The following is a 14,374-nucleotide window of genomic DNA, read 5'->3' as shown; positions in this document are numbered from 1 at the left end:
TACTTATTCTTCTTCATCAACTACAGCAACACTTTTTCTTTCTTGATAAGAATAATATACCCAAGCAATAATTCCAAATGCTACAGGACCGATTGCTGTCCAGAAGGATGTTGCATAATCTCCAGTGAATAATGGTTCGATACAAGTAAAGACAATTCCGATTGCTACTACTAGCCAAACAACGATTGTTACTGCCCAAACACGTTTTTTACCTTCAATAAATACAAATGGACGATCAATACCCTTCTTCATCTTAAAGAAAGGATATGCACCTATTAAGAATAAATATGGCGCAGATGATGAAACATTCATCATATCCATTAAAATGGTGTAGAATTGACCAGCTGCATTACCACCAAATGAAATAAACAAGATAATGACACTAACGATCGCAGCTTGAACCCACATTGAACGCTCTGGCATCCCATGCTTATTTAATTTAACTAAACTCTTAGGTAAAAGCTTTGGATCACAGCCTTCAATAAATGATTTAACTGGTGAATAAACCATCAAGAAAGCTGCTGAAATTCCCGCTAATACATCAGCTAATCCAGCAAAACGCGAAAATGCTGCTCCCAGAGTCAAAGAAGCCGAATGAGAAAGGCCGAAGGCTTTACCAGTTTCAACTCCTAAGTTATTGATCAGAACATACTCAACATTAGCCAAGTCAACATTTTTTCCGCTTAATTCATTACTCCAATTTGCAGCGACACCACACATTAAAATGTTCAAAACATATAAAGCAGTCATCCAAATCATTGCAGTAATTAAAGCCTTAGGAAAAGTCTTTTCAGGCTTATCAACCGAATCGATAACTCCCGCAGATGTTTCCAAACCACCATAAGCAAATAAAGCATAAACAATAAATGAAACCACAGCAATTGGTGATTGAAAAGCCGGATTAGGCGAATGAACTAATGACTGAGCAGTTAATGGTTCCGCTAAGTGTCCATGATTCAAAAAGAATACCAAAATTGATACCAAAGTAAAGCCAATAGTAATAGCTAAAGTAAAAAAACCACCAACATTACTTACGGCTGCAATCTTGTCAACACCTTTAGCAGCGAAGAAAGTTACCACTACTAAAAAGATAACTTCTAAAACTCCTAGGAACTGCGTCGACGATAGATTTAAAAAATGCCAACTTTGAGTAGTATCATGTCCTGAAATTGCAGTTGATACTGACACTAAGAAAAATTGGGTGGATGATACCAACCACACTACCCAAGCTGCTAGCCAAATAAAAGTACCAATAAATGCCATTTTTTCACTGACTGAGCCTTTAAGCCAAGAAAAAATACCACCTTTAACACCTTTAAAAGCTGCACCATATTCCGCAAAAATCAAAGCAGATGGTAAAAAGAATAAAACCGCAGTAATTATATACCATACGATACTAGCGTAACCCATTTGGTAATAAGCAGTTAATGAATTGCTAAAACCAAAAATGGCTGAAAAGATCATCAAAACAAGACTTTTTAGCCCAATCTTGACGGATTTGTCTTTTTTCATAAAAAACTAAAACACTCCCTCTTTCATACAAACATTAACTATTATGCGCTTTTTGTTAAACTAATACAAAAGAGATTAAAAATAAACAAAATAAAAAGGAACTCGATCGAGTTCCTTTCAGGCATTAAGCACCGCTATATTTAACTAAAGAATAAATATCTAAGTCTGGGAATTGTTCTCTTCCCTTTAAATCCGTCAATTCAATATAAAATGCTGCTCCAACTACTTCTCCACCCAAGTTTTCAATTAATTCTTTAGTTGCGTGAAGAGTACCTGCAGTAGCCATTAAGTCATCGCAAATTACTACTTTTTGACCTGGCTTAATTGCATCTTTATGCATTTCTAAGACATTAGAACCATATTCTAAATCGTAAGAAGCACTTTCTACTTCGCGTGGCAACTTATGAGGTTTACGAGCTGGTATGAAACCAACTCCCAACTCTGTTGCAACAGGACAGCCAACAATAAATCCACGTGCTTCTGGTCCAACAATCACTTCTGCTCCACGACTCTTAGCATATTCAGCCAATTCATGGGTAGCAGCGCGATATAACTTGCCATCTTGCAAGATTGGGGTAATATCACGAAAAACAATCCCCTTATTTGGAAAATCCTGTACACTTGCAATATGTTCTTTAAAATCAATTGCCATTTAAAGAGAAACCTCCATTTTAGACTCTCATTGAAAAATTAGACTCAGCGGTCTTTGACTTGTATATTTTACCAAATTTTCCCTTCAAAATCAGGCTTAAGACGAACTTTTTAACAATTTATAACTAGTAATGATCACTTCAAATATTGCATGACATAATTAATTAATTGATCAGTCGGTATATTTTTTAATTGATTAGTGAATTTTATCTGGGATGCAATACTATTAAAATATCTAGAGGCGGTTAATTTTTTACTTTCAGGATTTTTATTTCCAATGATTTTTCCATCAGTAAATGATACAAATTTTAATTCAAAGAAAACTCTTAAGATAAACAGAACTGTCTGATAATCTAACCCTAAATATGGCGATACAGTCCGATAATCATCAATAGTCAAATCAGGATGGGCATAAATATATTTTAAAGTTTTTCCGAAAGCATCCCTACTTGGCAAATCATTAATAGGTAATTTATCAAATAAAAAACGCAAATATAGTTGCTGATAGTTATTTTCTAAAGCTTTATTTAATTCAATTTGATTACGTGGTGTATCTAATAACGCCACCACTTCAGAACTACCATGATAGTCTTTAGCTAAACTTATCTTTTCTTCTGGAATTCCTAATCCGTTTCTAGCCCAAGAAACAGTATCTTTATCAAAAATTAGATACTTATCGGCAAATCCCATCACATAATCCTCTTTACGCATATCAATTACTTGATCAAAAACGGCTAATTTAGGTGCGCCATATTCAATCCCAGCAAGCATTCCTTGAACTGTAGATACATTCTTCCAAGTATTAATTGATAAAGTTACATAAAGTTCCTTAACAAACGGAAGTAAATTCTGATTTAAAAATCCTTTATTAAAACCAACTACTGTTAGTTTTCCTTTATTCTTTTCAGCAGTGAATTTAACATGATTTTTTTCCTTCCCCATTTTAAACAAACTCTTAATATGAGGCTCAGTAATGCTGAAAATAGGCTCTGGATTACCAGTACCAAACGGACCAACCAAATCAATTTCGTTTAGAGTTTCTGGTGAGACCTCTCTTAAATTTAATTCAAAATCAAAATCTTTAACTTCAAGACTAGTAGTTGGCTTTAAACTTTTTTCAAAACGTTCCCGTAATTCCTCTAACTTATCTGATCTCAAAGATAATCCGCAGGCAAAATCATGACCACCAAATTTATCTAATAAATCTTCTTTCATTGGCTCTAAAGCATCAAATAAATTAAAGCCCTCACTTGAGCGACCTGATCCCTTTAACTCTCCTTCATCATCTTTTGTAAGAACAAGAGTTGGCTTATGTAATTTCTCTACAATTTTATTTGCTACTAACCCTAACACTCCTTCATGAAAGTTTGGATTATATAAAACTAGAGTATCTCGATGTTGCCAACCATTATCCTTTACTTGAGCTAAACAATTCTCATAAACTTCAGTTGTAAGTTCTTTTCGCTCGTTGTTTAATTCTTCAATTTTAGCAGCTATTTCTTCTGCTTGTTCTTCATCATCACTTAAAAGTAACTCAACAGCCAAACTAGCATCCGCAAGGCGACCTACGGCATTTAATCGTGGAGCAATATTAAAACCAACGTCAGTTGCATTAATTTGTCCCATTGTTAAGCCAGCTTGCTTAATTAGAGCTCGCAGACCCGGTCTTTCTGTTTGGTTTAAAATATCTAAACCACGTTTAACAATGATATGACCTTCTCCTGTCACTTTGACCATATCACCGATAGTCCCAATCATCGCTAAATCAAGTAGTTCTGGCATCGTATCTTGCATTAAAGCTCGGCAAATTGTATATGCAACTCCTGCCCCGCAATAATCATCAAAAGGATATTTTTGACCCGGATAATTACAATGAACAGTACTAAAAGCAGCTGGCTTTTCATCTTGGAAAGTATGGTGGTCACTTAAAATTACATCTACACCATGTTCTTGAGCATATTTAATCTCTTCAACACCCGTTACACCATTATCGACTGTAATAATAAGCTTTGTACCATCGTTTACAATATCTTGATAACGATCCATACTTGGTCCATAGCCATCTTTAAAGCGATCTGGAATGAAAAAGTGAACATCAGCTCCTAAAATTTCCAAAGTATCCATCATAATACTCGTCGCAGTAATTCCGTCAGCATCATAATCGCCATAAATAGTGATTTTCTCACCATTATCAATTGCCTGATTAATTCGATTAATAGTTTTTTCCATATCATGCATTAAAAATGGATCTGCTAGATCTTCTTCAGTTGCATTTAACCAGAAATCCAACTTTTCTGTAGTATCGATACCTCTAAGTGCAAAAAGCTTTGCCTGGATATCTGTTAAGCCATAATCTTCTATCAATTGTTGATCTAAATTAGTTGCTTGTCTTTGTTGCCATTTCATTATTTTCTAGTTCACCTAAATCATTTATAAACATCTAATTTTCTATTATAGCAAAAATTAAAAAGGATTTACTTTCCTCATCCCAGAAGTAAACCCTCTTATTTAAGTTTAAAGACTTGTAAATTTTTATCAGTCGCGGGCTTCTCAGTAATTAACTTTCCTCTGATTGCCCAACGATTAACTCCACCATCAGCACAGGTAATTAAAGTAACAATATTTTGTTTCGTGTTATCTACTAACCATACCGCTGTTGGATCAACAATTTTTTTCATATATATGCGATAAACATAAATTTTATCAAGATTTGTTAAATATACTTTTTCACCTATTTTAGTATTTTCAAGTGGTGAAAACAGAACACCCTTAGCAGTCATATAGTGACCTGCTAAAGGATAGTTTCCCTTTCCCATTACCTGGTCAGGACGCATAGTGCCTCCTCCAGTTGACATGGCATCATTACTTAGACCTTTCATAATTGGTAAATACATATTCACACTTGGAACAGCAATTGCACCAATTGCATCAGCAGTATTTTTCACCCGAGATTTTGTTACCTGTCCAAAATCAATTTCTTCTACTTTAGAAAAATCAAACATTCCCTCTTTCTTCTGATTTTTCTTAACAGTTTCTTTATTCAACTTTTTTAGAGCAGTTATTTGATTCTGCCTAACCATTATATCCCGAATTTGACTATTAAAAATCATCCCTAATCCAACAATTAAAAGAATGATTGCAACAATTCGAATTATCCATGTTTTTTTAGTAGTATTTTTTGTATGTTTTGTCATTTGTTTTTATCCTTAATTTATTAATGCTGTTATAAATTCTAACACAATTTACAAAAAATAATACTGATCTAAATATACGTAAATTTCTAAAAGAAACGGAAAAAGGCATACCAAGTATCCTTGATACACCTATAAAGTTAGCAATTATTATTTACCTTTGATATCATCATCATTCATTTTTAAGACAGCCATGAATGCATCTTGAGGTACTTCCACTTTTCCAACTGCCTTCATTCTCTTTTTACCACGACGTTGCTTTTCAAGTAATTTAGCACGTCTATCTGGGTCACCAGTATGGATTTTCCAAGTAACGTCTTTACGATAAGGTTTAATTGTCGCACGAGAAATAATTTTAGCACCAATTGCACCTTGAATATCAACTTCAAAGTTTTGACGTGGAATTAATTTCTTAAGCATTGTAGTCATTTGACGAGCACGGTTTTGCGCTTCTTCACGGTGTGCAATAAAACTAAGAGCATCGATTGGCTCTTTATTAAGTAACATATCAATCTTAACTAAGTCCGTTGCACGATAACCAGTTATTTCATAATCAAGAGAAGCATATCCTTTAGTTGAAGACTTCAACTCATCAAAAAAGTCATAAATAATTTCAGCCAGTGGCATATTGTAAATAACATTTACTCGATACTTGTCAAGATAGTCCATTGTTACAAATTCGCCACGTTTTCGTTGACATAACTCCATTACCGGACCAACAAAATCATTTGGTACCATAACTTCTGCCTTAACATAAGGTTCTTGAACTTCTCTATATTCACCAGCATCCGGTAAATCTGCTGGGTTATCGATTAATTTAGTTGAGCCATCATTCATAATCGCATGATAATCTACACTTGGCGCAGTCATGATTAAATCCATACCAAATTCTTGCTCAAGTCTTTCTTGTACAACATCCATATGAAGTAATCCTAAAAAGCCGCAACGAAATCCAAAACCAAGTGCTTGAGAAGTTTCAGGCTCAAATTCTAAAGCCGCATCATTTAATTGTAGTTTTTGTAAAGCTTCTTTTAAATCATCATATTTTTGATTATCAACTGGATACATACCAGAATAAACCATCGGTGGAATTTGACGATAACCAGGAAGTGGTTTTTCAGTAGGATTTTCAGCGCTAGTGATCGTATCACCGACACGAGTTTCACGAACAGACTTAATATTTGCAGTTAAATATCCAACATCCCCAGCAATTAACATATCTTTTTTAACAGGATGAGGACTGGAAACACCAACTTCTGTTACTTCAAATTCTTTACCAGTATTCATAATTCGAATTTTATCTCCAGGTTTAACAGTACCTTCTTCAATTCGAACTGATAAAACTACTCCGCGATAATCGTCATACTTCGAATCAAAAATCAAAGCTTTCAACGGAGCATTTAAATTACCATCAGGAGCTGGTACTTTTTTAACAATCTCTTCAAGTAATTCAGGGATACCTTGTCCAGTTTTACCAGAAACTTCAACTGCATCTGACGCATCAAGCCCAATCATTTCTTCAATTTCATTTTTACACATGTCCGGATCCGCTGATGGTAAATCGATCTTGTTAATGACTGGTAAAATTTCTAAGTCATCATCAATTGCTAAATAAGTATTAGCTAAAGTTTGTGCTTGAACACCCTGAGTAGCATCTACTACTAAAAGAGCTCCTTCACAAGCAGCCAGTGATCTTGATACTTCATAAGAAAAGTCCACATGTCCTGGTGTATCAATTAAGTGAAAAATATAAGTTTCTCCATCTTCAGCATGATATTTTACTTCAACAGAGTTCAACTTAATAGTAATACCACGTTGACGTTCTAGCGGCATATCGTCAAGCAATTGATTTTTCATTTGACGTTCAGAAACAGTATCTGTTAACTCTAAAATACGATCTGCAATCGTTGATTTACCATGATCAATATGAGCAACGATTGAAAAATTTCGAATATGTTTTTGATAATCTTGTAATTTCTTTATATCCATGTTCTCACCTTTTTCGCTTTATTAATTATATCAAAGGCAGCCTACTAGATAAAATTCTTAATGCAATATTTTGATAAATGATTGTCCAATATAAAAATAGAACGTATATCTCAGTCTTTTAGAGATATACGTTCTTTATTTATTCTCCGTTTAATTTGTCTTTTAAACGTTCAAAAAAATTCTTTTCTTGAGGAGAAATATTACCACCACCAGCTTTAACATAATCAACTAAAGCTTCTTTTTGCTTATCATTAATCTTCTTTGGAATGACAACCTTAACCGTTACTTCTTGGTCTCCATTACCAGTACCATTAATCTTAGGAACACCTTGACCGCGTAATTTGAAGGTAGTGTTAGGTTGAGTACCGGCTGGAATAGTCAAATCAACTGGTCCATGAACAGTATTTACGCGAATTTTATCTCCTAAAGCTGCTTGAGCAAAAGAAATCGGTGCTTCACTATAAATAGTTGTGCCATTTCTTCTAAATTCTTTACTTGGTTTAACTCTAAAGACAATATATAGATCCCCGTAAGGACCACCATTTTTACCGGCTTCACCTTGACCGCTCAAGCGAATTTGTTGACCATTATCAATACCAGCTGGTACCTTAACTTCAAGAGTTTGCTTCTTATCAATAGTACCTTGTCCATGACAAGTTTGGCACGGATGTTTAATGATAGTACCACGTCCGCCACACTTGTCACAGGTAGTTTGTTGTTGAATAACACCAAGCGGAGTCTGACGAGTTACAGTCATTACACCAGTCCCATGACATTTTTCACAAGTAATTGGATGTGTACCTTTTTCAGCACCAGAGCCATCACAAGTTGGACATACTTCACTCCTTGTATAAGTGATGTCAGTTTTCTTGCCTTTAATTGCATCCATAAAGTCAATAGTCATAGTGTAATCTAAATCTTGACCTTTTTGAGGAGCAGTTGGATCTACTCGACTTCTACCTCCGCCAAATGCTGAGCCAAAGATATCACCAAAAATATCACCAAAATCACTAAAGCCTTGAGAAGAATATCCTCCTTGGTTACCAAAACCGCCGAAGCCTTGGCCGCCAAAGCCGCCCTGACCATTTACACCGGCTTGACCAAATTGATCATATTGAGCTCTTTTTTGCTTATCATGCAGAACCTCATATGCTTCATTGACTTCTTTATATTTCTCTTCAGCGCCAGGTTCATGGTTCAAGTCTGGGTGATACTTCTTTGCTAGTTTACGGTAAGCTTTATTAATGTCACTTTCACTAGCATTTTTATCAACACCCAGCACATCATAATAATCACGTTGTGCCATCTGAAAACTCCTTTATTCATAAAAGAAAAGAACTACAATCACGCAGTTCTTTTCTTGTTTGATTCAATTATAAATCTTTTTACTTATCAGGGTCTACCTTGTGAAAGTCTCCATCAACAGTTGAACCACCTTGACCGTTGTCAGAGCCATTATCATTATTTGGTTGACCGCCTTGCGTACCTTGTGGGCCTGCTTGACCAGCTGCACCTTGAGCACCACCATTTTGTTGGTAAAGCTTGACAGCTAAATCTTGAGCAGCCTTTGACAAAGCTTCTTTCTTTTCCTTCATTTCATCCAAGTTGTTATCCTTTTGTGCCTTCTTCAAAGCATCTAAAGCATCTTGAACGTTCTTAGTTTCAGTTTCTGGAACTTTGCCTTTAGTTTCCTTCAAAGTCTTTTCAGTAGTGAAGATTAATTGATCTACTTCGTTACGTAAATCGACTTCTTCCTTACGCTTCTTGTCTTCTTCTGCATGCTCTTCAGCATCTTTTTGCATCTTCTTGATTTCTTCATCTGACAAACCAGAGGAACTCTTAATGGTAATCTTTTGTTCCTTACCAGTACCCATATCTTTAGCAGATACATTTACGATACCATTCTTATCGATATCAAAAGTAACTTGAATCTGTGGAACACCACGTGGTGCTGGTGGAATATCAGTCAATTCAAAGCGTCCTAAGGTTTTATCGTCAGCTGCCATTGGACGTTCACCTTGTAATACGTGAACATCTACGGCTGGTTGATTATCAGCTGCAGTTGAGAAGATTTGACTCTTTGAAGTAGGAATAGTGGTATTTCTATCAATTAACTTAGTAAATACACCACCCATAGTTTCGATACCAAGTGATAATGGAGTAACATCAAGTAAAACGATATCCTTAACATCACCGGAAATAACACCGCCTTGAATTGCGGCACCAAGAGCAACAGCTTCATCAGGGTTGATTGAGTGGTCAGGTTCTTTACCAGCCCATTCTTTAACTGCCTTTTGAACTGCAGGAATACGAGTTGAACCACCGTTTAAAATAACTTTATCAATATCGTTAACAGTTAAACCAGCATCGCTTAATGCATTATCAAAAGCAATCTTAGTCTTTTGGACTAAGTCATCAGTTAATTCATCAAACTTGGCACGAGTCAAATCTGCTTCAAGGTGAAGAGGACCAGCTTCCCCCGCAGAAATAAATGGAAGTGAAATATGAGTTGATGAAACGCCAGATAAGTCTTTCTTAGCTTTCTCAGCAGCATCCTTTAAACGTTGTAAAGCCATCTTATCGTTAGATAAGTCAACACCATTTTCTTCTTTAAAGTTTTGGATTAACCAATCCATAATTCTTTTATCAAAGTCATCACCACCAAGGTGAGTATCACCATTAGTTGACAATACTTGGAAAACTCCATCACCTAATTGCAAGATAGAAACATCGAAAGTACCACCACCAAGGTCGTATACTAAGACTTTTTCATCATTTTCATCTTTATCAAGACCATATGCTAAAGCTGAAGCAGTTGGTTCATTGATAATTCTTTGAACATTTAAGCCAGCAATTTTACCAGCATCTTTAGTGGCTTGACGTTGCGCATCATTAAAGTAAGCAGGAACAGTAATAACTGCATCAGTTACCTTTTCACCTAAGTAGTCTTCAGAAAACTTCTTGATGTATTGCAAAATGAAAGCTGAAATTTCTTGTGGTGTATATTCCTTATCGCCAACTTTAACCTTGTAGCCTTCTTCACCCATATGACTCTTGATTGAAACAATAGTGTTAGGGTTAGTTATAGCTTGACGCTTTGCAACTTCACCAACTTGAATTTCACCATTCTTAAATGCAACTACAGAAGGAGTAGTACGGTTACCTTCTGGGTTAGTAATAATCTTAGGTTCTTTTCCTTCAAGCACGGCAACTGCTGAGTTAGTCGTACCTAAGTCAATACCAATAACTTTTGACATAAATATAACTTCCTTTCTTATTGAGCCACTACAACCATTGCTGGTCTTAATGTTCTATCTTTATATTGATATCCTTTTTGTAAAACTTTAACTACGTGATCCTTTTGATTATCATTTTCCGCTGCGACAGTTTGTACAGCTTGATGAAGAGATGGATCGAAAGGTTCGCCTTCAGCTTTAATTTCAGTAATTCCTTGATCTTTCATTGATTTAACTAATGAATCAAGAGTCATCTGAACACCTTTTTGAAGTTGTTTAGCAGCTTCATCATCAGCTTCAACAGCTAATGCACGCTCTAAATTATCCATTGCAGGCAAAACTTCTTTAGCTAAGCTTTGAGATTCATACTTAATTAATTGAGCACGTTCTTTTGCATAACGGGCTTGCATATTTTGAATCTCTGCTTCGCTACGTAAGTATCTATCTTCAAGATCCGTATTTTTAGCAGTTAGTTCAGCAATTTCCTTTTCATAATCTTTTGCTGGATTTTCCTTAACTTCCTCTTTCGGAGCTGATTGGGGATCTTTTTTTGGTGCCTTATCTGGGGTCACCTCGTCTTTTAAATCCTTTTCATGCGGAAACTCTTCTTTACTCACAGCTAACCTCCTTACTTAAATCTACCATAATAATCCAACAATTTCTTTGCTAGTTCATTTCTAAAATACTCGAGTAGTCCGATCATCTGCGAGTATGGCATGTTAGTTGGCCCTAGCAGTGCAATTGTTCCTTTACCATATTTACCAACACTATATTGTGCAGTAAGCAAGCTATAATCTTCTAACAAATCTGATGGTAATTCTGAGCCCAACTTAACTTGAACTTTCGAATTAGTACCATCTTTAATTTCATCTTCTGGATTAAAGCCAATCAAACTTGAAATAGCATCGTTTTGATCAATTAACTTATATAATGACTTAACTTTCGTTAAATCATCGTTTTCGTAATTACTTAAAAGATTAATTTGACCATCAACATACATTTGTTCACTCGCAGCGTCCTTAATAACATCTTGGAGCAAATCTAAAATTTCAGGTGCCGATCCGCCAGCTACCAAATGATCTGCAATTCTTTTAAGCAGCACTTCATTAATTGAACTAAGAGGCTTACCAACTAGGTGGTCATTGATCAATCTTACCGCTTTTTCAATCTCTTCTCCACTAGTATGATGAGGTAAAGTATAGATTTGATTCTTAACATTACTATCATCAGTAACTAAGATAGCCATCACTTGATGACTAGAAAGAGGAACAATCCTAAAACCAGTAACTTTAACAGAATGGGTTTCAGGACCTGCCGCAAAAGCAGTATAGTTAGTTAAATCGGACAATATCTTTGCAGCTTCTTGCACGATTTCATTAACTTGCTGAAAAGGTTGGTCTAATTGATAAACAATCTGATTATAAACAGATGCTGGTATCTTTACTGGATTAATTAAATGATCCAAATAATACCTATAACCAGCACTAGATGGAATCCTTCCACTAGAAGAGTGAGTTTTTTCAATTAAACCTTGCTCTTCTAAGGCAGCCATCTCGTTTCGAATAGTTGCACTTGAGACCTTGACAGGCAGTTGATTCGTCACGGTCTTAGAACCTACCGGCTCATGCGTCTGAGTAAAGTCCATAATAATAGTCTTCAAAATAAGTTCTTGCCGTTCAGTCAACATTTTCTCGCCCCCATCATTAGCACTCTTCTTTCCTTTGTGCTAACAATTTATATAATACCATATATTAGCAATTGTGCAAGCAGAGTGCTAAATCAATTTAATTTTTCACAAAAAAAGCAAGTACAGAGTACTTGCGTAAGTTTATTTAATTGGTAGTTTAATTACAGTCTTTAATCTCTCCACTCTAGTTCCTCGCGGATCACTTAAATATATTTCATGATGATAGCGTGGATTTTTTATATCAATTGGATCACCACTTCCTGAAACTGCGAGATAGTTCATTTCAGGAACAGTTATTAATTCAGGTTTCTTTTTTTAGAAAATATAAATCTTTATATTCTTTTTTATAATCAAATACTAATTTTTCTCTCCTTTAATTATTTAGCTTCTCCACCCCCTTTAATTTTATTCGTTTATCTGTAATCTGACTAATAAAATACTTATCATGTTCAATTAAGAGCATTGCCGGTTGTTCTTTTCTTAACATGTTAATTAACTGATCCTGATTAAATACGTCTAAATAATTAGCTGGCTCATCCCATAAATATATATCTGCTTCTTCCACTAATGATTTGGCAATTGCCACCCTTTTTTGCTGTCCCATACTCATTTCTTCAATTTTTGTGGCAAAACTTTCTCTCGGAAAACCCATTTTTCTAAGAATATTTAATAGATTTTCATAAGATATTTTTTCTTTTTCTGCAAACTGAGATAAAGTACCAGAATATTCAATAAAATTTTGTGGTAAATATGATATCTTTAAGCCATTAACAATATCAAGCTTTCCTTGAGAAATCACATTTTTATCTGGTTTTAAAATATTTTTCAAAAATGTAGACTTTCCAGATCCATTTTTTCCTTCTAGAGCTACAATCCCATGATTTTTAATAGTTAAATTTAAATCTTCAAACAATTTCTTATTTTGGACTGTAAGATCTAAATGCTGTGCTTCTAATAGGATTCCATGATAGTTGGGATGAAAGTTCATTTCTAATTCAGGAATAGACTCAATATTTGTCATTAAGCCTTTTTTATCTTGAATGCTTTTATCCATTCTTCTTTCAAGATTCTTCGATCTTTTCATTATTTTAGCCGCTTTATGACTAAAGAAACCTTTATTAATGAATGCATGGATTTCATTTTTATGAGCGCTGGCTTTTTTATTGTTTTCTGATTGAAGAGAATATCCTTTTACTCGCTTTCTACTTTCGTTCAAACTTCTAATTTGACCTTGAAGTTTTTCATTCTTATCTTGATTAAATTTATCTCGCTTTGTCTTTGTATCTTCATAACTGGCAAAATTGCCCTGATACAAATGAATTTCGGTATTTTCAATGGCTAAGATATGATTTGTTACTTGATTTAAGAAAGCACGATCGTGGCTCACCACAATGTAGCCATTAGAATGTTGTTGTAAATAAGCTACAACCTGTCTTCTAGAGTCTTCATCTAAATGATTAGTTGGCTCATCGATTAAAGGAAAACCGTTCTTATTAATAAAGGATAGGGCCAACAAAATCTTAGTCTGTTCTCCACCACTTAAAGAATTAAAAGGCTGCCAAATAAGTTCAGGATCAACTTTCATTAAATTTAATTCGCGTTCAAGTTCCCACTGTTCAAATGAAACATGTTCTTGCAGCGCATATAAAGTTAATTGTTCCTGATTCTTAACAGTAAGCGGAAAATAGTTAAATTCAAGTTTAGCTTGTATCTTTCCTATTCCCCTTAAATTACCTCGTAAAAGATTCAAGAAGGTTGTCTTTCCCCTCCCGTTTCTTCCTACTAAACCTAATTTCCAACTACTATCTAAATCTAAATTTAAATTATTAAATATATTATCTGAGCTATCTGGATATCTAAAAGAAAGATTTGAAATATTAATATTACTCATATTAATCACCTCACGAAAAAAGCCTACACTTTTGACAAGTGTAGACTTTCTCCTAGTTAAGCAAAAAAGAAGATTCCCATCTACGTTCAATCTTGTCAAAAGTGCACAGTTGTCCTTATAAAAAAATAATTATTAAAACTCAACTATGCTATTTTGCAAGATTAAAAACGCAACGGCGTAACCTTCTTTCAAATATTAAATTTCAATTGATAAAACT

General features: G+C 34.7%; 10 protein-coding genes. All 10 read right to left on the bottom strand.

Features of this window, described 5'->3' with window-relative positions; all coding sequences use genetic code 11:
- Positions 1-3: 3 nt before the first annotated feature.
- Complete coding sequence (yjeM, locus tag FD18_RS02710) at positions 4-1,512, bottom strand: glutamate/gamma-aminobutyrate family transporter YjeM (protein ID WP_057718433.1); 1,509 nt, start codon at positions 1,510-1,512, stop codon at positions 4-6.
- 124 nt (positions 1,513-1,636) lie between these two features.
- Positions 1,637-2,164 carry an adenine phosphoribosyltransferase gene (locus tag FD18_RS02705; protein ID WP_057718432.1) on the bottom strand — a complete coding sequence of 176 codons (528 nt, stop codon included), beginning with the start codon at positions 2,162-2,164 and terminating at the stop codon, positions 1,637-1,639.
- 134 nt (positions 2,165-2,298) lie between these two features.
- Positions 2,299-4,569 carry a single-stranded-DNA-specific exonuclease RecJ gene (recJ, locus tag FD18_RS02700; protein WP_057718431.1) on the bottom strand — a complete coding sequence of 757 codons (2,271 nt, stop codon included), beginning with the start codon at positions 4,567-4,569 and terminating at the stop codon, positions 2,299-2,301.
- A gap of 98 nt (positions 4,570-4,667) precedes the next feature.
- On the bottom strand, positions 4,668-5,357 hold the full coding sequence (locus FD18_RS02695; RefSeq protein ID WP_057718430.1) for a class A sortase: 690 nt from the start codon (positions 5,355-5,357) through the stop codon (positions 4,668-4,670).
- Between the two features lie 147 nt (positions 5,358-5,504).
- A complete protein-coding gene (gene lepA, locus FD18_RS02690; RefSeq protein ID WP_057718429.1) occupies positions 5,505-7,343 on the bottom strand; it encodes a translation elongation factor 4 in 1,839 nt (612 codons plus the stop codon).
- A gap of 139 nt (positions 7,344-7,482) precedes the next feature.
- Positions 7,483-8,649, bottom strand: coding sequence for a molecular chaperone DnaJ (dnaJ, locus tag FD18_RS02685; protein ID WP_057718428.1), 1,167 nt, complete (start codon positions 8,647-8,649; stop codon positions 7,483-7,485).
- A gap of 79 nt (positions 8,650-8,728) precedes the next feature.
- A complete protein-coding gene (gene dnaK / locus FD18_RS02680) occupies positions 8,729-10,600 on the bottom strand; it encodes a molecular chaperone DnaK (protein WP_057718427.1) in 1,872 nt (623 codons plus the stop codon).
- Positions 10,601-10,617: 17 nt separating this feature from the next.
- Positions 10,618-11,196 carry a nucleotide exchange factor GrpE gene (gene grpE, locus FD18_RS02675; protein WP_057718426.1) on the bottom strand — a complete coding sequence of 193 codons (579 nt, stop codon included), beginning with the start codon at positions 11,194-11,196 and terminating at the stop codon, positions 10,618-10,620.
- Positions 11,197-11,207: 11 nt separating this feature from the next.
- Complete coding sequence (gene hrcA / locus FD18_RS02670) at positions 11,208-12,266, bottom strand: heat-inducible transcriptional repressor HrcA (protein WP_057718425.1); 1,059 nt, start codon at positions 12,264-12,266, stop codon at positions 11,208-11,210.
- A 373-nt stretch (positions 12,267-12,639) separates the two neighbouring features.
- Positions 12,640-14,157 carry a ribosomal protection-like ABC-F family protein gene (gene abc-f, locus FD18_RS02665; protein WP_057718424.1) on the bottom strand — a complete coding sequence of 506 codons (1,518 nt, stop codon included), beginning with the start codon at positions 14,155-14,157 and terminating at the stop codon, positions 12,640-12,642.
- Positions 14,158-14,374 lie beyond the last annotated feature (217 nt).

Origin of the sequence: Lactobacillus taiwanensis DSM 21401, assembly GCF_001436695.1 — a bacterium.
Classification (GTDB): Bacteria; Bacillota; Bacilli; order Lactobacillales; family Lactobacillaceae; genus Lactobacillus; species Lactobacillus taiwanensis.
This window is presented reverse-complemented; position numbering and strand designations above follow the sequence as displayed.